The following is a 19,129-nucleotide window of genomic DNA, read 5'->3' on the forward strand; positions in this document are numbered from 1 at the left end:
GTAAAAACCGGCACGAAAACCTCGTCACCTCAGGCGCCGTTCTTCACCTCAAGCACCTCGCGGATCCGCGCTTTGTACGTATCCAGCTTCTGCGGCGTCAGCATGCGGCGCTCATCATCCAGCACCACGCCGCCGCAATCATCGGCGATACGCTGCGCCGATTGCAGCATGAGTTTAAAGTTCTGATTAGCGTCGCCGTAGGAAGGCACCATCATGAACATCGACACGCCGGGAGTGGTGAAGGAGCCCATTCCTTCCGGATCGAAAGACCCCGGTTTCACCATATTCGCCAGGCTGAACAGTACCGGGCCGCTGCCCGCCGGATTGAGGTGGCGGTGGAAAATATTCATTTCACCGAACTGCAATCCCGACTGCAAGATGCTTTGCAGCAGCTCCTCGCCGCCTATGAGCGTGCCGTTGTGGGCGGCGACATGCAGCACCAGCACCGTCTCTTTGCGTTTAACCGGTTCCGCCGGCTCCTGCGGCGAACGGCGCTCTTCCCCGGCGGGGACCGATGCCGACGACGTGGGGACATGCCTGAGGTCATCGTCGCCGAACAGCTCCGGCTGATGGGCCGAAGCCGCCGACTCCTCGGCGCGGGCCGATGCGCGCTTGGCGAAAAAGGATTTATGGCGGGGTCTCGGCGCGGCCGCGGGCTCTTCGTCTTCTTCCGCCGCGTCATCCAGCAGGGGATCGAAATCCGATCTGGAACGCGCCGGCGTTTTTAACACCTCCGGCGGCCTGGAATCATGTTCAGGGGTATCATATTGCCCAAACGAAGGTTCGTCGGTTCGCAGCTTGGTAACCCGAACCTCGCCCACACCTTCTTCACGCTCTTCAAGCGGAGGCTCGTCCTGTTCCTGACGATCTTGTTTCAGTCGTTTAACCGGTCGATCGCGAAAAACCGATGAGCGCTCTTTACGGCTGGTCCACAGGCCGTGTAATAGCAACGCTATGATAGCGATCGCACCAACAACGATTAATATCAGACGCAAATCCTGCATCATTGCCATCTCAGTTGTTCTAATTCATTGCCAACGCGGCAAACATTTACTCTCTTAACTCTATTTGCCTGCGTAGACAAGTGCAAGTCCGCACGGTACTTTCTGACAATAAAGATAGCGTCAGCACATTTTTTTGCTGTTTTTTCGAACAAAAGTCCCAAAACAGCAGAATTTCATGATAACCCATACACCAATTTTTCTTTTTATCGGTGAGAAAACGGCGAAAAAAAATGCTTAACGACATAAAATCCCGTAGTGGCTTCCATTATTTTGTCCGCGGATGGCGATTGATCACCCTGCCCGGCATCAGGCGATTTGTCATTCTGCCGCTGCTGGTGAATATTTTGCTGCTGGGGGGCGCTTTCTGGTGGCTCTATTCCCGTCTGCACCTGTGGATCCCGCAATTGGTGGAACATATGCCCGCCTGGCTGCACTGGCTGGGCTATATCATCTGGCCACTCTCCATTCTGGCGGTGGTGCTGATCTTCAGCTATTTTTTCAGCACCGTGGCCAACGCCATCGCCGCCCCGTTCAGCGGCATGCTGTCGGAGCAGCTGGAGGCGCGGCTGACCGGCCGGCGACTGCCCGACAGCGGGGTGGTGGCGCTGCTCAAAGACTTGCCCCGGGTCATGCACCGCGAATGGCTGAAGCTGCGCTATTACCTGCCGCGGGCGCTCATACTGCTGATTCTGCATTTTATCCCTGTTTTCGGCCAGACGGCGGCGCCGGTGCTGTGGTTTTTTTTCGGCGCCTGGATGATGACCATACAATATTGCGACTATCCTTTCGATAATCACAAAGTCGGTTTCGCGGCCATGCGCCATGCGCTGCGGCGCCATAAAATCCGCAATATGCAGTTCGGCGCCATGGTGGGGATTTGCACGGCGATTCCGGTGCTGAACCTGCTGATTATGCCGGTGGCGGTTTGCGGCGCCACCGCCATGTGGGTGGACAGCTATCGTGACGAATTCACCAAACCCACGGGACAGTGAACCTGTTCTTAAAACTTATGTCTTAATAACATATCGATATACTTTTCTTTCACTTCCGTCATCAACCTGAAAGGGTATGCTCTGATTATCATTCCCTAGATTGGCATAAACAGTAAAGGATCGGTCATGAGCAATATTTACGAAGATAATTCCTATACCATCGGCCACACCCCGCTGGTACGTTTGAACCGCATCGGCAACGGCCGCATCCTGGCCAAAGTGGAATCACGCAATCCGAGCTTCAGCGTGAAATGCCGTATCGGCGCCAACATGATCTGGGACGCGGAAAAGCGCGGCGTCCTGAAACAGGGTGTGGAACTGGTTGAGCCCACCAGCGGCAATACCGGTATCGCGCTGGCCTATGTCGCGGCGGCGCGGGGTTATAAACTCACCCTGACCATGCCGGAAACCATGAGTATCGAACGTCGTAAATTGCTCAAGGCGCTGGGTGCCAACCTGGTGCTGACCGAAGGCCCGAAAGGGATGAAAGGGGCCATTGCCAAGGCCGAAGAAATCGTCGCCACCGATCCCAAGCGTTACCTGATGCTGCAGCAGTTCAGTAACCCGTCCAATCCAGCCATTCATGAACAAACCACCGGCCCGGAAATCTGGGAAGACACCGACGGCGACGTGGATGTCTTTATTGCCGGGGTAGGCACCGGCGGTACCATCACCGGCGTGAGCCGCTATCTGAAGAACACCAAGGGCAAAAAGGTGATTTCCGTGGCGGTCGAGCCCACCGATTCACCGGTGATAAGCCAGGCGCTGGCAGGGGAAGAAATCAAACCCGGTCCGCATAAAATCCAGGGCATCGGCGCCGGATTCATCCCCGACAATCTCGATTTGAGCCTGATTGACCGCGTCGTCAAAATCACCAACGACGAAGCCATCAGCACCGCGCGCCGCCTGATGGAAGAAGAAGGCATCCTGGCGGGTATCTCCTCCGGCGCCGCCGTGGCCGCTGCCCTCAAGCTTCAGGAAGACGAAGCTTTCGCCAACAAAACCATCGTGGTGATCCTGCCCTCTTCCGGCGAACGTTATCTGAGCACCGCGCTTTTTGCGGATCTGTTCACAGAAAAAGAACTACAGCAATAAGTGTACGGCTCCCTCGCCCACAATTCACCTCTATCAAGCACCCGTCCGGGTGCTTTTTTGTGGACTGGATCATATTTTTGCCCCCTGCATAACTGATTTTGTTGGCTCTGCCTTGTATTTAAGCGGACAATTATTTCGATGTATGAAATTAATCAGGCTATTAATTGTTCTTGTAGCTGAATCGATTAACGCCCTATAGATTTTGATTAAAAAACGGCATAATGATTGGTAGCGTAACGGCATAACAAAGCCTTCACAAGATTTAGCCAGAAATGCTTTTATACCGTTTTTTGCTCGCATACATCTTCGCCTTTGTAACATACTCAGGCACTAACCATATAGGCTAAAGTCCGCCTTTAAGCTAAACTTTAGCCCCACAACATTGATATCATCTAATAAGTTGGGGAAACATAATGTTCCAGCAAGAAGTTACAATTACTGCACCTAACGGTCTTCATACCCGCCCCGCCGCACAATTTGTAAAAGAAGCCAAAGGCTTCGTTTCCGACATCACGGTTAGTTCCAACGGTAAAAGCGCCAGCGCCAAAAGCCTGTTCAAATTACAAACCCTCGGCCTGACTCAGGGCACCGTCGTTTCCATTATCGCCGAAGGCGAAGACGAACAAAAAGCGGTTGAACACTTGGTTAAATTGATGGCAGAGCTTGAGTAATCCCGGCCCGGTCTTTTAAGTCAACGCGAGATATGAGTGAGTAAGGTAGGGTTATGATTTCAGGCATTTTAGCATCACCGGGTATCGCCTTTGGTAAGGCGCTCCTCCTGAAGGAAGATGAGATTATCATCAACCGGAAGAAAATTCCTGCCAGCCAGGTTGAGCAGGAAATCGAGCGTTTTCTGGCCGGGCGTGCCAAAGCATCCGCACAGCTGGAAGCGATTAAAACCAAAGCCGGCGAAACCTTCGGTGAAGAAAAGGAAGCAATCTTCGAAGGCCATATCATGTTGCTGGAAGACGAAGAGCTTGAGCAGGATATCATAGCCCTTATCAAAGACGAACTCGCGACGGCGGACGCCGCCGCTTACAACGTTATCGAGACCCAGGCCAAGGCGCTGGAAGAACTCGACGACGAATACCTCAAGGAGCGCGCCACCGATGTCCGCGATATCGGTAAACGGCTGCTGAGGAATATCCTCGGCATGCCGATCATCGATTTAAGCTCGATCAGCGAAGAAGTCGTGCTGGTGGCCACCGATTTGACGCCGTCGGAAACCGCCCAGCTCAATCTTGATAAGGTGCTGGGGTTTGTCACCGACCTGGGCGGCAGGACCTCTCATACCTCCATTATGGCCCGTTCCCTCGAACTGCCGGCCATCGTGGGCACCGGCAGCGTCACCAAGTCAGTGAGCAATGGTGATTATCTGATTTTGGACGCGGTGAATAACCAGGTCTATATCAATCCGACGCCGGAAAAAATCGAACAACTCAAGGCGCTCTACAGCCAGTATGTGCAGGAAAAGACCGAACTGGCCAAACTCAAGGACCTGCCCGCCATTACCCTTGACGGCCATCAGGTGGAAGTCTGCGCCAATATCGGTACCGTGCGCGATGTGGCCGGGGCGGAACGCAACGGAGCCGAAGGCGTCGGCCTGTACCGTACCGAGTTCCTTTTTATGGACCGCGATACCCTGCCCAGCGAAGAAGAACAATTCCAGGCTTATAAAGCCGTGGCGGAATCCCTGTCCACCGGCTCCATCATTGTGCGTACCATGGATATCGGCGGCGATAAAGATTTGCCCTATATGAACCTGCCCAAAGAAGACAATCCTTTCCTCGGCTGGCGCGCCATCCGTATCGGGCTGGATCGCAAGGAAATGCTGCATGCGCAGCTGCGCGCCATTTTGCGGGCCTCCTCGTTCGGCAAGCTGCGTATCATGTACCCGATGATCATTTCGGTAGAAGAAGTGCGCGAACTGAAAGGCGAATTGGATCTGCTGAAAGAGCAATTGCGCGGGGAAGGCAAGGCGTTCGATGAAGAAATAGAAGTAGGCGTTATGGTGGAAACACCGGCCGCCGCCACCATTGCCCACCATCTGGCTAAAGAAGTGGATTTTTTTAGTATTGGAACAAATGACTTAACGCAATATACTCTGGCGGTGGATCGCGGTAACGAATTAATTTCGCATCTTTATAACCCAATGGCTCCCTCCGTGTTGACATTGATCAAACAGGTTATCGACGCATCCCACGCGGAAGGTAAATGGACCGGTATGTGCGGCGAGCTGGCAGGTGACGAACGTGCTACACTACTGTTATTAGGGATGGGACTGGATGAATTCAGCATGAGTGCTATCTCTATCCCGCGCATCAAGAAAATTATACGTAATACAAATTTTGGTGATGCAAAAGCGTTAGCAGAGGAAGCTTTAGCTCAGCCTACCGCGGAAGAGCTGATGAATCTGGTGAATAAGTTCATTGAAGAAAAAACGCTCTGCTGATTTCACGACGCTGACCCGATATAAATGCTTAGGAGAAGATCATGGGTTTGTTCGATAAACTGAAATCTCTGGTTTCCGATGATAAGAAAGACACGGGAAGCATTGAAATTGTTGCACCACTATCAGGTGAAATAGTTAACATTGAAGATGTGCCAGATGTCGTTTTCGCCGAAAAGATCGTCGGCGACGGTATTGCCATTAAGCCCAGTGGGAACAAAATGGTGGCACCGGTGGACGGCACCATTGGAAAAATTTTTGAAACCAACCATGCTTTTTCCATCGAATCGGACAGCGGCATCGAGCTTTTTGTCCATTTCGGCATCGATACCGTTGAGCTAAAGGGCGAAGGATTCAAACGTATCGCCCAAGAAGGTCAGCGCGTGAAAAAAGGCGACGTGGTTATCGAGTTTGATCTTCCGCTGCTGGAAGAAAAAGCGAAATCCACCCTGACACCGGTGGTCATTTCCAACATGGATGAAATCAAGGAACTGATCAAATTATCCGGTAGCGTCGTAGTAGGCGAAACCCCGATCATCCGCATTAAAAAATAACCGCCGGCAACCGGCGGGTTAACAGCAACGTTGTGAAATCTTGACCAGCGGCGGCACTCACTATAATTACGGTGAGTGCCGTTTGCGTTTTTGCATGTGCATGGCTAACGCCAATGTGGAATGCGGATAAGGATCAACAGCCCGCCGCCGGATTCGTTATGCGCTTCCACCTGTCCGCCATGGGCCAGCACCACTTTGCGCGTGATGGCCAGTCCCAGACCGTAGCCTTTGCCCGCCTGGGGGGAATTCACCCTGACAAAGGGGTCGAAGATGCTGGACAATTTGCTCTCATCCACCCCTGGGCCTTGATCGCTCACCGTCACCACCAGCCAAGCATCTTCCCGGCTCAAGGTTACCGTGACCTGCTGACCCTGGGTGGAAAAACGCAGCGCATTGCGCACGATATTTTCCACCCCGCGCCGCATCATTTCCGCATTGCCTTTGACGGTATAATCCTCCGGCTGATGGGCTATCAGCCGGATTTCCACTCCAGGGACCTGCGCCTCGTAGCGGGCGTCATTCACCACCGCCTCAAGCAGGCCCAGCAGGTCAAAATAGTCATCCCCCGGCGTGCCCTGGTTTTCCGCACGGGACAGCGCCAGCAGTTCGCCGATCATCCGGTCCAGCCTGCCGGCTTCATGTTCAATGCGATCCAGCGAAGAGCCGACATTTTTCGGATTCTGGTGCGCCAGTCCGATAGCCAACTGCAACCGGGCCAGCGGCGAGCGCAGTTCATGGGAGACATCGTGCAGCAGGGCCTCCCTGGCGCTCACCAGCACGTGCAGCCGCTCGGCCATGGCATCGAAATCCCGGGCCACATCGGTTATCTCATCATGGCGGCGGCGCATCACGGGATATAAACGCACCGTCAGATCCCCCTGGGCCACCCGGGCAAAGGCCCGGCGCAACTGCCGCATCGGCCGCGTCAGGTTCCAGGCCAGCAACAGGCTGAACAGCAATCCCACCGCCATGCCCAGCCAGAACAGCGGGCTGGGCATATGTAAAATGCTGCCGCGCGAACCGGGATGGGAGGACCGGCGCAACGATTGAATATCGTAGCGCAGTTGATACGCCCGGCCGTCGGGCAGCGTCACTTGCCGGGTAATGAAAGGCTCGGAAAAACGGTTTTGCTCCGATGGCGCGACGTCAGTGCCGGCAGCCGGACTTAAGCCGGGAGCCGGGCCGAATGAAAAGAATTGCCGCTGTGGGGCCGGCCAGTCGGCCATCAGGGCGTTCAGCGCCGGCAAACCGCCGCGGGCCATAACCGAGGCCGCCGAAGCTAACTGAAGCTCAGCCATGCGCCTGGCCATGCTCTCTTCAGGGGGTTCATGATGGCTGCCGTACAATGAAAAGCCCGCCCACAGCAGCTGGGTTATCAATAAAAATATCAGCCAGAATCCCAGCAGGATTTTCCAGAATAACCTTCCGCGGGTGCTCATTAACGGATCCGGTATCCTATGCTGCGTACCGTTTCAATGCTCAGGCTGCTGTCAGCCAGCAGCGCAAGCTTCTGCCGGATATTGCTGATATGCACATCCACGCTGCGATCGTAAGCCTCGCGGCGGCGCCCCAGCCCTTTTTCCGATAAATCATCTTTCGATACCACGCGATCCGGCGTGCGCATCAGCAATTCGAGCAAATTGAACTCCGACGCGGTAAGGTCGAACGACTTGCCCTGCCAATGGCTGCTGCGCGTGGCCGGGTTCAACACCAGGTCGCCGTAAACCACCGCGCCCGCATCGGCCGGTTCCTCATGCTGCTCGTCAAAACGGCGCAGCACCGCCCGCAGGCGCGCCACCAGTTCACGGGGATAGCAGGGTTTGGGCATATAATCGTCGGCGCCCATTTCCAGCCCGATCACCCGGTCGATATTGTCCCCTTTGGCGGTCAGCATGATGATGGGGATTCGGCTGTCTTTACGCACCAGCCGCAGCACATCGGTGCCGCTCATGTCCGGCAGCATGATGTCCAGGATCATCGCGGTATAGTCACCTGACAACGCGCCCGACACGCCCTGTTTTCCCGTTGGGACCCATGACGTGGCAAACCCCTCGGCGGTAAGATAATCGCTCAGCATCTTGCCCAGTTCCTTGTCATCATCAACCAGTAAGATATTCATATTCGTTCTCCATTGAAGCCGCGACTGATTAAGGTATGCCCCGGCACAGCATAAATAACCAGAGTGTATGCTATGACCTGATAATGGCGCCGGCGTTCCAGGGATTATAGACCTCCTGTTACAATTATCGCGGTAATTACATTATTGTGGGCAGACATCATTTTTCCGCCGCCACGTCAATGGCGGCATGAGGGTATTACCGGGAGCGTGCGGGGGATACAGCAGCGACGTTGCTCATTAAAACACGCCGGTGGAAAGGTAACGATCGCCGCGATCGGCAATGATGGCCACAATCAGGCCGCCCGGCCGCTCGGCGGCAATCCTCAGCGCTCCCGCCACCGCGCCGCCGGAGCTGACCCCGCAAAAAATACCCTCTTCACGGGCCAGCAGGCGCATGGTCTCTTCGGCTTCGGATTGTCCGATATCCAGAATCCGGTCCACCAGTTCCGGACGGAATATTCCCGGCATATAGGACAGCGGCCAGCGGCGAATACCGGGTATGGCGCTACCCTCCTCCGGCTGCAGCCCGATGATCTGCACCTCGCCGCGCCGGCTTTTCAGAAACCGGGCGACGCCGGTGATGGTGCCGGTGGTACCCATGCTGGAAACAAAATGCGTTACCTTCCCCTCGGTTTGCCGCCAGATTTCCGGCCCGGTGGCCGCGAAATGCGCAAAGGCGTTGTCCGGGTTATTAAATTGATCCAGTACGCGGCCCTCGCCCCGGCGCTGCATCTCCTGCGCCAGATCCCGCGCGCCCTCCATGCCCTGTTCCCGTGGCACCAGTATCAATTGAGCGCCATAGGCCCGCATGGCCGACTGCCGCTCTATGCTCATGTTATCAGGCATCAGCAGCGTCATCCGGTAACCTTTCAAGGCGGCGATCATCGCCAGGGCGATACCGGTATTGCCGCTGGTGGCCTCGATAAGCCGGTCGCCGGGAATAATTTCGCCGCGCAGCTCCGCCTGTTGAATCATCGCCAGCGCGGCGCGATCTTTCACCGACCCGGCCGGGTTATTCCCTTCAAGCTTGACCCGGATATCACAGCCGGTTTCCCGCCCCAGGCGCTGTAATGCCACCAGCGGGGTATTGCCTATGCATTGCTCTAGTGTTGTCACGGCCGAATTCCGATAAAGACCAGCGGCCATCGGGCCGCTTTGAAGGGGGTGGGCAGATCGCGAAAAATCATGTGTTATCAATAATTCATAAAATACATCAATTTTTATAATATCAGATTATATATAAAATAAAACCGGTCCCGATGGCGCGGCCCCCGTCAGGCGCTTTCGGCCAGCGCCATGGATTGCAGGGCCTTATCGCCGACGTACAGACGGGCGTTCCGGCCGCTCAGATAATAACGTTCGCCTCTGTGCGGCGGCATGGTGCCGGCCAGCGGCAATACCACGCTCAGGGGCTCATGATGCCAGCCCGCCGGCTGGACAATCAGCTGCCAGTAATGGCCGCGGGGGCTGATATCGCTCACCACTACCGGCAGTTGGCAGTGTTCACCGGGCTGCGAGCTGATTTCCATCTCCCAGGGGCGCAGGAACAGGTCTATTTTGCCCTGGTATGCCGGCGTATAGGACAACGGCCAGTGGTAGCCGCCCACATGGATTTGCGACCCGCGGATCTCCCCGTCAAGGCGGTTCACCTCTCCCATGAACTCCAGCACAAACCGGCTGGCAGGTTCGCGCCATACTTCCGCCGGCGTACCCACCTGCTCGATATTGCCCTGGCTCATCACCACCACCCGATCCGCCACTTCCATGGCTTCTTCCTGATCGTGGGTTACAAAAACGCTGGTGAATTTCAGATCGTCGTGCAATTGGCGCAGCCAGCGGCGCAGCTCTTTGCGCACCTGGGCATCCAGCGCGCCGAAAGGTTCGTCCAGCAACAACATCTCCGGCTCCACCGCCAGCGCGCGCGCCAGGGCGACCCGTTGTTTTTGCCCGCCGGAGAGCTGCGAGGGGTAGCGATTGGCCAAATGGCCCAGTTGCACCATCTCCAGCAGCCGGGCCACTTTTTGCCTGATGGCGGCGCCATTAGGGCGTTCGCGCCGCGGCAGGACGGTCAGGCCGAAGGCGATATTGTCGGCGACGGTCATATGGCGGAACAGCGCATAGTGCTGGAAAACAAATCCCACCTTGCGATCCCGGGCGTGAATATGGCTGACGTCCCGGCCGCCGAAGCGCAGGTAACCGCTGTTATGATGCTCAAGCCCGGCAATGATGCGCAATAAAGTGGTCTTGCCGGAACCCGACGGCCCCAGCAGCGCCACCATTTCGCCGGTGGAGATATCAAGGGAGATGTCGTTCAGCACTTTGGTGCTGTCGAAATATTTGCTGATGTGATCAATCTCGATACTCATTGAGGATCCTCCTGTTTAAGATGGGCCTGCTGGCGCGCCAGGCGCCACTGCATGCCGCTCTTGAGGAATAACGTCACCATTGCCATCAGCGTCAGCAGCGCGGCGGCGGTAAACGCCCCCACGGTGTTGTAATCCTGATGCAGCAATTCAATCTGCAGCGGCAAAGTATAGGTTTCGCCGCGAATGGAACCCGATACCACCGCCACCGCCCCGAATTCGCCAATGGTGCGGGCATTGGTCAAAACCACGCCGTACAACAGCGCCCAGCGGATATTGGGCAGCGTGACGCGGCGGAACATTTGCCAGCCGGACGCCCCCAGCAGGATCGCCGCTTCATCCTCCTCGCTGCCCTGGCTAAGCATCACCGGCACCAGTTCACGTACCATAAAGGGGCAGGTCACGAAGATGGTGACCAATACCATGCCCGGCCATGAAAACATCAGCTGGATATTATGATTCTCCAGCCAGCCGCCAAGAGGGCCGTTGACACCGTAAAACAGCAGGCACAGCAAGCCGGCCACCACCGGCGATACCGCAAAGGGAATATCCAGCAGGGTCAGCAGCAATTGCCGGCCGCGAAAGTTAAAACGGGTCACCAGCCAGGCCAGCAGCGTGCCGAACAGGATATTCACCGGTACGCAAATCAAGGCTATCAATACCGTCAGCCAAATAGCGTGCAGCATGTCCGCGTCACGCAGATTCTTCCACACCGCCACCAGCCCGTCCCCCAGGGCGGAGATAAAGATAAAGCCCAGCGGAATCACCAGTATCAGCAGCGAAATCACCACGCCGGTGCCTATCAAGGCCCACTTGGCCCAATTGGTGCGGGCGCGCACAGCGCCGTTGAAGACGGGCATATCGGCCATCAGTGTCCTCCCAGGCGTCGGCCAAAGCGTGACTGTAATACGTTGATGCCGAACAGCAGGAAAAGCGACGCGGCCAATATCACCGACGCCACGGCGCTGGCGGCGGGATAATCGAATTCCTGCAGACGAATGAAAATCATCAGCGAGGTGACTTCCGTCTTCCAGGCAATATTGCCGGCGATAAAGATCACCGCGCCGAATTCCCCCAGGCTGCGGGTAAATGAGAGGGCGGTCCCGGCCAGCAGCGCCGGCGCCACTTCAGGCAACACCACCCGGCGAAAGGACTGCCAGCGGCCGGCCCCGAGGGTTTCCGCCGCCTCTTCGTATTCCGGTCCCAGTTCTTCCAGTACCGGCTGTACGGTGCGCACCACAAACGGGATACTGGTGAACGCCATGGCCACGGCGATACCGAGCCAGGTGTAGGACACTTTAATGCCGAACTGCGCCAGCCAGGCGCCATACCAGCCGGTGGTGGAAAACAGCGTCGCCAGGGTCAGGCCGGCCACCGCGGTGGGCAGGGCAAAGGGCAAATCAATCAATCCGTCCAGCAGCCGTCGCCCCGGAAACTCATAGCGGGTGAGGATCCAGGCCATCAACATGCCGAACAGCGCGTTAAACAGCGCGGCGACGCCGGCGGAAAGCAGCGTCACCTTATAGGCGGCAACCAGCTGCGGACCGGTTATCACCTGCCAGTATTGCTGCCAGGTCATTTGCGCCAGCTGCATCACCAGCGCGCTCAGCGGCAGTAATATAATCAGGCAGACAAACAGCAGACTGCTGCCCAGGCTCAGACCGAAGCCGGGCAGCACGCGTTTGCCGGGCATGGACAATATCATTGCCGGTGCCCTGCCGCGATCAGGCTATCCAGCTCGCCGCCGTCGCCAAAGTGGGTCTTCATCACCTGCGGCCAGCCGCCGAACTGATCTTCCACCCGGAAAAGCTTCACATCGGGGAATTTGTCCTTGGCGGCCGCCATGATGGCCGGGTCGTTGACCCGATAATAGAAACTGGAGATGATCCGCTGCGCCGCCGGGCTGTAGAGATAGTTCAGATACTCCTTGGCGGCCTGTTCGGTGCCGTTTTTCTCAACATTCTTATCCACCCACGCCACCGGGAACTCCGCCAGGATATTGGTCTTGGGGATAATGACCTCGTACTTGTCGTCACCGTACTGATGGCGGATATTGTTCACTTCCGACTCAAAGGAAATCAGCACATCGCCCTGGTTGCGCTCGGCAAAGGTGGTGGTGGCGCCTCGGCCGCCGGTATCGAATACTTCGACATTGGCGAGGAATTTCTGCATCCAGGCGCGGGTTTTCGCCGCATCGCCGCCGTCCGCCAGATTGGCGGCGCCCCAGGCCCCGAGATAAGCGTACCGGCCGTTGCCGGAGGTCTTCGGATTCGGGAACACCAGCTTCACATCCCCGCGCGCCAGATCGCTCCAGTCATGAATGTTTTTCGGATTGCCCTTGCGCACCAGAAAACCCATGGTGGAGTAGAAAGGAGAGCTGTTGTGGGGCAAACGGCTTTGCCAGTCGGCGGGGATCAGGTTGCCGCGATCGTGCAAAATCTGCACGTCGGTAACCTGGTTATAGGTGACCACATCGGCCCTTAATCCCTGCAGGATAGCCAGCGCCTGTTTGGACGATCCGGCATGGGATTGCTTGATGGTCAGCGTATCCCCCGGATGTTCCTTTTGCCATTGCTGCTCGAACGGCGGGTTCAGCGCCACGAACAGCTCCCGCGCCACGTCATAGGAGCTGTTAAGCAGCTCGGTGGACTGCGCCGGAACACAAGCCAGCAATAGTGCCGCGATACCGCCCTTTATTGCACGGCCTGTAAACAGCGTTCGATTCATTCTATGCCTTAGTCGGAGTGATGCGGATAGGGTCTTGGAGGGTTAGTTTATTTATAACTGGGGTATAACCTGTAACGGTTTTATATATCCTTTTGTGCTTTGGCAGCATGAAAAGCTATAAGCCCCCGGATGGTGCAAAAATATGACAAACGGCGTGTCCGTTATCGGGGTAAAGCGGCGGCGTTTAAGGGCACATAATCAATGAAGGCGAGCTTGTTGACAAAGTGCTCGGTCGGGGCAAACCGCCGGATCCTAAACACGCCGTAAATACTTCCTTGTAGGCTCGATCCGCGCGATTACGGCTACCCTCTCTGGTGGCCTGTCCCGCCTTATTGACTCCGAGTATGTTTGTCAGCAATCTGGCGCCACCGTTCCGGTGGCGCCATTTATTATTGCGCGGCGTTAGCCTGCCAGACGATTTTGCTTATCTGCCAGTCTTTCAGGGTGTCGTCGGCAGGCATCAGCGAATCGGGTCCGTGCCAGTTGCCGGTAAAGACATAGCTCACGTGCGCGCTTTGCTGCGCGGCGCAGACCACGCCGTCCTGATCCTCATCCGTGCCCTTGCGGCAGGCGCCGAAGGCTTTACTGTAGAGCGAACTGAAACGGTCGCCGATCTTGACGCCCCATTCGGTGGGCACGGTCTTATCCGCCACCACCACCCGTTCAACCCGGCCGGCGGAAGAACCGTATACCGTCAGTTTCACCTCGTTGTCCTTTACCGCCTGGTAAAACGACCGGATACCGCCGTTATGGGTTTCCATACCGTTGCGCAAACGGTAATCGTTGTTCAACGCTTTATTCAGCGCCTGCTGGTCCAGCGCGGTGCCGGCGTTGATGCCCCCCACCCCGCTGTCCTTAACGGTGACCGCGCTGCCGAACCAGTTAAACGGCGACAGGCTCGACCATGAGAAGTCGGATAGGGTAGAACAACCGGCCAACAGGATGGGTAGCCCGATGACTAACGGGCGTAACTGCTTCATATTTTCTCCTTAAAAACGGCAAAGACGGCATGGATTTCCACGCACCGCCATTGGATACCGCCGGGGCCAAAAAGTGCCATAATTTCACATGCGGCGCCGGCGGTGCGTTAATGTCTGATTTACCCAAAGTTTTTCCTGAAAACTCGCAAACCTTGCCCGCTGTGCCATGCTTAACCTGGCTGAGACAAAGAGAGGATACGGGATGAAAAAATGGGCTATGGCCGCGCTGATTGCGTTCTTTGGACTGCCGGCATTGGCGCAATCCGGCGGCTTTCGCGGCGATGAACCGCCTCCGCCGCCGAATAAGCAGGAAAGCGGCTATCGGGGAACCGTGGACGCCAGGCACACCAGCATCGCTTCGGCCAAACGAATGAAGACAAATGCCTGGGTTACGCTGGATGGTCATATCGAAAAAAAGATCGGCAATGATAAATATTTTTTCCGCGACGCCACCGGTACCGTTCTCCTGGAAATTAAAGGGGATAAATGGAACGGCCAGGAAATCACGCCCAAAGATCTGGTCAGCATCAGCGGACGCCTGTTGAAAGATCGCCACGGAACCCATATCAACGTGGGGCGAATTCTGAAACAATAATGTTATCCCGCCGGGGCCCGCAGCACTGCGGCCCCCAATTAATTAATATTCCTGATCCACAATCAACCGCTTGCCCAGCGTCACGCTGTCCACCAATTCGTAGTCCAGCTTTTCATACATACCAATCACCGCTTCGTTATCCTCCCGCACCATCAGCTGGATTTTCGGGCAACCGCGGGCGATAAGTTTTTTCTCCAAACGGCTGATGAGCGCATTGGCAATACCGCGCCCGCGAAAATCCGGATGTACGCCGAGATAATAAGCTGAACCGCGATGGCCGTCGTAGCCGCCCATGACGGACCCCACTACTTCTCCCGCCACTTCGGCGACCATAAACAAATCGGGATCGTAATTCAATTTCCGTTCAATATCCATTTCCGGATCGTTCCAGGGGCGCAATAAATCACAGCGTTCCCACAGCGTAATCACTTCTTCAAAATCGTCTTGGCGAAATACACGGATTTCCATAGCTGACCGCCGTCATCTCAGATAATAAACTTACTATACCCTTAATAATTCGAGTAGCAGGAAGGCGGCGACGCAGCGGCCCCGAAGGGGCGAGGCCCATGGTGGAGCCGAGTATTGCCAACGCGCCTGCAACTTGAAGTATGACGGGTATAAATTGAATATCACGTTATTTCCCATAAAGGCAAATAACATTATCCCGCGCTAGACCGTTTACCGCCGGGGCAATTAAAGCGACCGGGCAATAGATGGACATAGTTCCTTTGTCGCTCCTTTCGCGGGACTATGTTATACCCTAACATTTCCAGCCTGTTTTCAGTGAACTATCCCTCATTATTATGGTAATGAACAAAAATCATCGCGAATCCCTGCTTACTGTTCTACAGAGCCGCCGTCGGCTATTGCTGTCCGGCCTGGCCATGTTCGCCATGGCTAACCGTTCGGTCATGGCGGCGGACGGCCTGCTGCGCACCGGCCAGCCTCAGCGGAAAGACGCCGGCAGGCCCCGCTGCGTCATGATAGATCCCGGCCACGGCGGCATCGACCCCGGCGCAATCGGCCATCTGGGTATCGAGGAAAAACACGTGGTATTACGCATTGCCAATAAGGTTCGGGCCAACCTGGCGATGCAGCCTCATATTCAAACCAGACTGACCCGTGAACAAGACGAGTTCATTCCCTTATTTCGACGGGTCGAACTGGCGCAGGAACACCGGGCGGATCTTTTTGTCTCCATCCATGCCGATGGCTTTACCGACGCTTCCGCAGCCGGCGCATCGGTTTTTGCCCTGTCCAACCGCGGCGCCAGCAGCGCCATGGCCGCCTACCTTTCCAATCGGGAAAATGCCGCCGACGACGTGGCGGGGGCAAAATACAAACAACAGGATAATTACCTACAGCAGGTCCTGTTCGATCTGGTGCAAACCGACACCATCAAAAACAGCCTGACGCTGGGCCGCCATCTGCTCAACCATATCCGCCCGGTCCACCAGCTGCACAGCCAGCATACCGAACAGGCGGCTTTCGCCGTGCTCAAATCCGCGTCGATACCCTCGGTGCTGGTGGAAACGTCTTTTATTACCAACCATCGGGAAGAGCAGTTGCTGGAAACCACTGATTTTCAGGATCGTATCGCCCTAGCCATCAGCAAAGGAATAATGGATTTTTTTGACTATTACGACGCTCATGAACGCCATTTCACCAGTAATAGCGGAGGTTGACCGGCGTTACCCATTAGGCATGGCCCCGGCGGAAGGTTATACTGGATACCGTTTATAACGGCGCGCCATCAACCATGAGTGAGTTGAATGAATCAACCCGATATTGAGCATATCAAAGATTATCTGCTTGCTTTACAAGACCGGATTTGCGCCGCCCTGAGCGGCGAGGACGGCGGCGCGGCGTTCAAAGAGGACATCTGGCGGCGGGAGGAAGGCGGCGGCGGACGCAGCCGCGTTTTGACCGGGGGCAGCGTGTTCGAACAGGCCGGCGTCAACTTTTCCCACGTGTCCGGAGCAACGCTGCCCGCCTCCGCCACCGCCCACCGTCCCGAGCTGGCCGGACGGGCTTTCCAGGCGCTGGGGGTTTCGCTGGTGGTCCATCCCCTTAATCCCTATGTCCCCGCCAGCCATGCCAATGTTCGTTTTTTTATGGCCGAAAAGCCCGATGCGCCCCCCGTCTGGTGGTTCGGCGGCGGTTTTGACCTGACGCCGTTTTACGGCTTTCGCGAAGACGCGGAACACTGGCACCGCACCGCCCGGGATCTCTGCGCCCCCTTCGGCGAAGAAGTGTATGCCCGCTATAAAGCCTGGTGCGACAGCTATTTTTTCCTCAAGCACCGCAATGAAGCGCGCGGTATCGGCGGACTCTTCTTCGACGATCTGAACCAACCGGATTTTTCCCGGACATATGCCTTTGCCCGCGCCGTCGGAGAAGGTTATCTCGACGCTTACCTGCCCATCGTTCAACGGCGCCGGCATTTGCCCTGGGGCGAGCGGGAACGGCAGTTCCAACTCTACCGGCGCGGACGTTACGTTGAATTCAATCTGGTATGGGATCGCGGTACTCTCTTTGGACTACAATCCGGCGGACGTACCGAGTCTATCTTGATGTCCATGCCGCCGCTGGCGCGCTGGCAGTACGATTACCATCCGGAGCCGGAGAGCCCGGAAGCCGCACTGTACCGGGATTTTTTACCGGCGCGCGATTGGCTGTCACAGAGGGGGAACTAATGGCTATTTGGGTTGACGCCGATGCTTGCCCCAAAGTCATCAAAGAAATCTTGTTTCGCGCCGCACAGCGCGAGTCCATCCAGACCACGCTGGTGGCCAACCAGACGCTGGCGGTACCGCCGTCACCCTTTATCCGCACCCTGCGCGTAGGCGCCGGGTTTGACGTAGCGGACAATGAAATCGTCCGACGCGTCGGCGTGGGCGATCTGGTGATCACCAGCGATATCCCGCTGGCGGCGGAGGTGATGGGGAAAGGCGCGGTGGCGCTCACTCCCAGGGGAGAACGCTACCGGCCCGAAACCATCCGTGAACGCCTCACCATGCGCGACTTTATGGACACCCTGCGCGCCAGCGGCATCCAGACCGGCGGGCCCCCGCCCCTCAGCCAGCGGGAACGCCAGGAATTCGCCCGGGAATTGGATCGCTACCTGCAGCAGTCAAGGGGATGATCGTTATAAGCGACCCGCCATCGGTTTCAACCATCAAAATAATCAGAAAAAGCGCATTTCATTCTCCGTCTTGTTGAGGCAGTGTTATCCTTAAGTTAACTCTTCCTTCAACAAGATGTACCATTTCTTCCTTCATGGAGTTGAGAATGAATCAGCTAGAAGCGCTAAAACAATTCACCACCGTTGTGGCCGACAGCGGCGATATTGATTCGATCCGCCATTACACCCCGCAGGACGCCACCACCAATCCGTCATTGATCCTCAAAGCCGCCAGCCTTACCGCCTATCAGCCGCTGTTTGAAGACGCGCTGGCCTATGCCCGCAAGCAGGGCGGCACACGGGAAACCCAAATTATCAATGCCAGCGACAAGTTAGCGGTGAATATCGGCGTGGAGATCCTGAAAAGCGTGCCGGGGCGAGTCTCCACCGAAGTGGATGCCCGGTTATCGTTCGATCGCGGCATGTGCGTCGCCAAAGCCCGCAAGCTGGTAGGCCTATACCATGAACAGGGGATCGATAAATCCCGCATCCTGATTAAGCTGGCGTCCACCTGGGAAGGCATCAAAGCGGCGGAAGAGCTGGAGCGCGAAGGCATCAACTGCAACCTCACCCTGCTGTTCTCCTTCGCCCAGGCCCGAGCCTGCGCTGAAGCCGGGGTTTATCTTATCTCCCCCTTCGTCGGCCGCATCTATGATTGGTATAATCAGCGCAAACCCCTGGACCCCTACGATGTTGAACAGGATCCGGGCGTAAAATCGGTGCGTGCCATCTATGAATATTATAAACAGCATCGCTACCAAACGGTGATCATGGGCGCCAGCTTCCGTAAAACCGAACAAATCCTGGCGCTGGCCGGCTGTGACCGTTTAACCATTTCCCCGGCGCTGCTGGAAGAGTTGCACAAAAGCGACCTGCCGGTAGAACGCAAGCTCACGCCGTCCACCACCGGGCTGCATCAGCCGGCGCCGCTGTCCGAACCCGAGTTCCGCTGGGAACACAACCAGGATCCGATGGCGGTGGACAAATTGGCCGAAGGCATCCGTCAATTTGCGGTAGATCAGCAGAGCCTGGAAGATCTCCTCTCGGCAAAACTCTAATTCGCGGAG

21 protein-coding genes are annotated in these 19,129 nt (G+C 56.4%); 10 read left to right on the plus strand and 11 right to left on the minus strand.

Features of this window, described 5'->3' with window-relative positions; all coding sequences use genetic code 11:
- Nucleotides 1-29 precede the first annotated feature (29 nt).
- Complete coding sequence (gene zipA / locus ACL2XO_RS19870; protein ID WP_413741347.1) at nucleotides 30-1,007, minus strand: cell division protein ZipA; 978 nt, start codon at nucleotides 1,005-1,007, stop codon at nucleotides 30-32.
- 227 nt (nucleotides 1,008-1,234) lie between these two features.
- On the opposite strand from zipA, the gene cysZ reads away from it, so the two are divergent.
- Together cysZ and cysK are read left to right on the plus strand one after the other, a co-directional pair.
- A complete protein-coding gene (gene cysZ, locus ACL2XO_RS19875) occupies nucleotides 1,235-1,996 on the plus strand; it encodes a sulfate transporter CysZ (protein WP_132927038.1) in 762 nt (253 codons plus the stop codon).
- Between the two features lie 126 nt (nucleotides 1,997-2,122).
- Nucleotides 2,123-3,091, plus strand: coding sequence for a cysteine synthase A (gene cysK / locus ACL2XO_RS19880; protein WP_132927036.1), 969 nt, complete (start codon nucleotides 2,123-2,125; stop codon nucleotides 3,089-3,091).
- A 69-nt stretch (nucleotides 3,092-3,160) separates the two neighbouring features.
- Here cysK and ACL2XO_RS19885 read toward each other — a convergent pair whose 3' ends face one another.
- Nucleotides 3,161-3,391, minus strand: coding sequence for a hypothetical protein (locus tag ACL2XO_RS19885; protein WP_413741348.1), 231 nt, complete (start codon nucleotides 3,389-3,391; stop codon nucleotides 3,161-3,163).
- Nucleotides 3,392-3,504: 113 nt separating this feature from the next.
- Between ACL2XO_RS19885 and ptsH the strand changes: the two genes are divergently transcribed.
- The 3 genes from ptsH to crr are packed head-to-tail and all read left to right on the plus strand — an operon-like array spanning nucleotide 3,505 to nucleotide 6,094.
- Nucleotides 3,505-3,762, plus strand: coding sequence for a phosphocarrier protein Hpr (gene ptsH / locus ACL2XO_RS19890; RefSeq protein ID WP_132927032.1), 258 nt, complete (start codon nucleotides 3,505-3,507; stop codon nucleotides 3,760-3,762).
- Nucleotides 3,763-3,815: 53 nt separating this feature from the next.
- Entirely contained in the window at nucleotides 3,816-5,543 is a 1,728-nt protein-coding gene (ptsI, locus tag ACL2XO_RS19895) for a phosphoenolpyruvate-protein phosphotransferase PtsI (protein WP_413741349.1), read from the plus strand.
- Nucleotides 5,544-5,584: 41 nt separating this feature from the next.
- Entirely contained in the window at nucleotides 5,585-6,094 is a 510-nt protein-coding gene (gene crr, locus ACL2XO_RS19900) for a PTS glucose transporter subunit IIA (RefSeq protein WP_132927028.1), read from the plus strand.
- A gap of 104 nt (nucleotides 6,095-6,198) precedes the next feature.
- Here the strand turns inward: crr and ACL2XO_RS19905 are convergent, their stop codons facing one another.
- The 8 genes from ACL2XO_RS19905 to ACL2XO_RS19940 form a co-directional block, all read right to left on the minus strand.
- Nucleotides 6,199-7,533, minus strand: a complete 1,335-nt coding sequence (locus ACL2XO_RS19905) for an ATP-binding protein (protein ID WP_413725177.1) — start codon at nucleotides 7,531-7,533, stop codon at nucleotides 6,199-6,201.
- Entirely contained in the window at nucleotides 7,533-8,213 is a 681-nt protein-coding gene (locus ACL2XO_RS19910; protein WP_132927024.1) for a response regulator transcription factor, read from the minus strand. The genes ACL2XO_RS19905 and ACL2XO_RS19910 overlap by 1 nt, the downstream gene beginning before the upstream one ends.
- A gap of 237 nt (nucleotides 8,214-8,450) precedes the next feature.
- Entirely contained in the window at nucleotides 8,451-9,329 is an 879-nt protein-coding gene (cysM, locus tag ACL2XO_RS19915; protein WP_413741350.1) for a cysteine synthase CysM, read from the minus strand.
- Nucleotides 9,330-9,487: 158 nt separating this feature from the next.
- On the minus strand, nucleotides 9,488-10,579 hold the full coding sequence (cysA, locus tag ACL2XO_RS19920; RefSeq protein WP_203523639.1) for a sulfate/thiosulfate ABC transporter ATP-binding protein CysA: 1,092 nt from the start codon (nucleotides 10,577-10,579) through the stop codon (nucleotides 9,488-9,490).
- Nucleotides 10,576-11,445, minus strand: coding sequence for a sulfate/thiosulfate ABC transporter permease CysW (gene cysW, locus ACL2XO_RS19925; RefSeq protein WP_413725178.1), 870 nt, complete (start codon nucleotides 11,443-11,445; stop codon nucleotides 10,576-10,578). The genes cysA and cysW overlap by 4 nt, the downstream gene beginning before the upstream one ends.
- Entirely contained in the window at nucleotides 11,445-12,278 is an 834-nt protein-coding gene (cysT, locus tag ACL2XO_RS19930; RefSeq protein ID WP_413726984.1) for a sulfate/thiosulfate ABC transporter permease CysT, read from the minus strand. Before cysT ends, cysW begins: the two co-directional genes overlap by 1 nt.
- Nucleotides 12,278-13,303: a sulfate ABC transporter substrate-binding protein gene (locus ACL2XO_RS19935; protein WP_413741351.1), complete on the minus strand. Its 1,026-nt coding sequence runs from the start codon at nucleotides 13,301-13,303 to the stop codon at nucleotides 12,278-12,280. Before ACL2XO_RS19935 ends, cysT begins: the two co-directional genes overlap by 1 nt.
- 389 nt (nucleotides 13,304-13,692) lie before the next feature.
- Nucleotides 13,693-14,283 (minus strand): RpoE-regulated lipoprotein, encoded by a 591-nt coding sequence (locus ACL2XO_RS19940; RefSeq protein WP_132927014.1) that lies wholly within the window; start codon nucleotides 14,281-14,283, stop codon nucleotides 13,693-13,695.
- Between the two features lie 202 nt (nucleotides 14,284-14,485).
- Here ACL2XO_RS19940 and ACL2XO_RS19945 point away from each other — a divergent pair, with 202 nt between their 5' ends.
- Nucleotides 14,486-14,878 (plus strand): YgiW/YdeI family stress tolerance OB fold protein, encoded by a 393-nt coding sequence (locus ACL2XO_RS19945; protein WP_413725180.1) that lies wholly within the window; start codon nucleotides 14,486-14,488, stop codon nucleotides 14,876-14,878.
- 42 nt (nucleotides 14,879-14,920) lie between these two features.
- Here ACL2XO_RS19945 and ACL2XO_RS19950 read toward each other — a convergent pair whose 3' ends face one another.
- Nucleotides 14,921-15,346 carry a GNAT family acetyltransferase gene (locus ACL2XO_RS19950; protein WP_203523643.1) on the minus strand — a complete coding sequence of 142 codons (426 nt, stop codon included), beginning with the start codon at nucleotides 15,344-15,346 and terminating at the stop codon, nucleotides 14,921-14,923.
- A gap of 341 nt (nucleotides 15,347-15,687) precedes the next feature.
- Here ACL2XO_RS19950 and amiA point away from each other — a divergent pair, with 341 nt between their 5' ends.
- From amiA to tal, 4 genes are all read left to right on the plus strand, one after another.
- The gene (gene amiA / locus ACL2XO_RS19955) at nucleotides 15,688-16,563 is read left to right on the plus strand and encodes an N-acetylmuramoyl-L-alanine amidase AmiA (protein ID WP_132927008.1); all 876 of its coding nucleotides are present in this window, start codon (nucleotides 15,688-15,690) and stop codon (nucleotides 16,561-16,563) included.
- Between the two features lie 87 nt (nucleotides 16,564-16,650).
- Nucleotides 16,651-17,574, plus strand: coding sequence for an oxygen-dependent coproporphyrinogen oxidase (hemF, locus tag ACL2XO_RS19960; RefSeq protein ID WP_413741352.1), 924 nt, complete (start codon nucleotides 16,651-16,653; stop codon nucleotides 17,572-17,574).
- Complete coding sequence (locus tag ACL2XO_RS19965; RefSeq protein ID WP_132927004.1) at nucleotides 17,574-18,023, plus strand: YaiI/YqxD family protein; 450 nt, start codon at nucleotides 17,574-17,576, stop codon at nucleotides 18,021-18,023. Before hemF ends, ACL2XO_RS19965 begins: the two co-directional genes overlap by 1 nt.
- Before the next feature lie 146 nt (nucleotides 18,024-18,169).
- Nucleotides 18,170-19,120 (plus strand): transaldolase, encoded by a 951-nt coding sequence (gene tal / locus ACL2XO_RS19970; RefSeq protein WP_132927002.1) that lies wholly within the window; start codon nucleotides 18,170-18,172, stop codon nucleotides 19,118-19,120.
- Nucleotides 19,121-19,129: the final 9 nt, after the last annotated feature.

It is taken from the genome of Sodalis sp. RH15 (genome assembly GCF_047324255.1).
GTDB lineage: Bacteria > Pseudomonadota > Gammaproteobacteria > Enterobacterales > Enterobacteriaceae > Acerihabitans > Acerihabitans ligni.

Excerpts from the sequence above, each read along its gene's own strand:
- cysK (WP_132927036.1), top strand. The coding sequence starts at position 2,123 with ATGAGCAATATTTACGAAGATAATTCCTATACCATCGGCCACACCCCG.
- hemF (WP_413741352.1), top strand. The coding sequence starts at position 16,651 with ATGAATCAACCCGATATTGAGCATATCAAAGATTATCTGCTTGCTTTA.
- crr (WP_132927028.1), top strand. The coding sequence starts at position 5,585 with ATGGGTTTGTTCGATAAACTGAAATCTCTGGTTTCCGATGATAAGAAA.
- ptsI (WP_413741349.1), top strand. The coding sequence starts at position 3,816 with ATGATTTCAGGCATTTTAGCATCACCGGGTATCGCCTTTGGTAAGGCG.
- cysW (WP_413725178.1), bottom strand. The coding sequence starts at position 11,445 with ATGGCCGATATGCCCGTCTTCAACGGCGCTGTGCGCGCCCGCACCAAT.
- tal (WP_132927002.1), top strand. The coding sequence starts at position 18,170 with ATGAATCAGCTAGAAGCGCTAAAACAATTCACCACCGTTGTGGCCGAC.
- ptsH (WP_132927032.1), top strand. The coding sequence starts at position 3,505 with ATGTTCCAGCAAGAAGTTACAATTACTGCACCTAACGGTCTTCATACC.
- cysZ (WP_132927038.1), top strand. The coding sequence starts at position 1,235 with ATGCTTAACGACATAAAATCCCGTAGTGGCTTCCATTATTTTGTCCGC.
- ACL2XO_RS19965 (WP_132927004.1), top strand. The coding sequence starts at position 17,574 with ATGGCTATTTGGGTTGACGCCGATGCTTGCCCCAAAGTCATCAAAGAA.
- ACL2XO_RS19940 (WP_132927014.1), bottom strand. The coding sequence starts at position 14,283 with ATGAAGCAGTTACGCCCGTTAGTCATCGGGCTACCCATCCTGTTGGCC.
- zipA (WP_413741347.1), bottom strand. The coding sequence starts at position 1,007 with ATGATGCAGGATTTGCGTCTGATATTAATCGTTGTTGGTGCGATCGCT.
- ACL2XO_RS19950 (WP_203523643.1), bottom strand. The coding sequence starts at position 15,346 with ATGGAAATCCGTGTATTTCGCCAAGACGATTTTGAAGAAGTGATTACG.
- ACL2XO_RS19885 (WP_413741348.1), bottom strand. The coding sequence starts at position 3,391 with ATGCGAGCAAAAAACGGTATAAAAGCATTTCTGGCTAAATCTTGTGAA.
- ACL2XO_RS19945 (WP_413725180.1), top strand. The coding sequence starts at position 14,486 with ATGAAAAAATGGGCTATGGCCGCGCTGATTGCGTTCTTTGGACTGCCG.
- ACL2XO_RS19910 (WP_132927024.1), bottom strand. The coding sequence starts at position 8,213 with ATGAATATCTTACTGGTTGATGATGACAAGGAACTGGGCAAGATGCTG.
- amiA (WP_132927008.1), top strand. The coding sequence starts at position 15,688 with ATGAACAAAAATCATCGCGAATCCCTGCTTACTGTTCTACAGAGCCGC.
- ACL2XO_RS19905 (WP_413725177.1), bottom strand. The coding sequence starts at position 7,533 with ATGAGCACCCGCGGAAGGTTATTCTGGAAAATCCTGCTGGGATTCTGG.
- cysA (WP_203523639.1), bottom strand. The coding sequence starts at position 10,579 with ATGAGTATCGAGATTGATCACATCAGCAAATATTTCGACAGCACCAAA.
- ACL2XO_RS19935 (WP_413741351.1), bottom strand. The coding sequence starts at position 13,303 with ATGAATCGAACGCTGTTTACAGGCCGTGCAATAAAGGGCGGTATCGCG.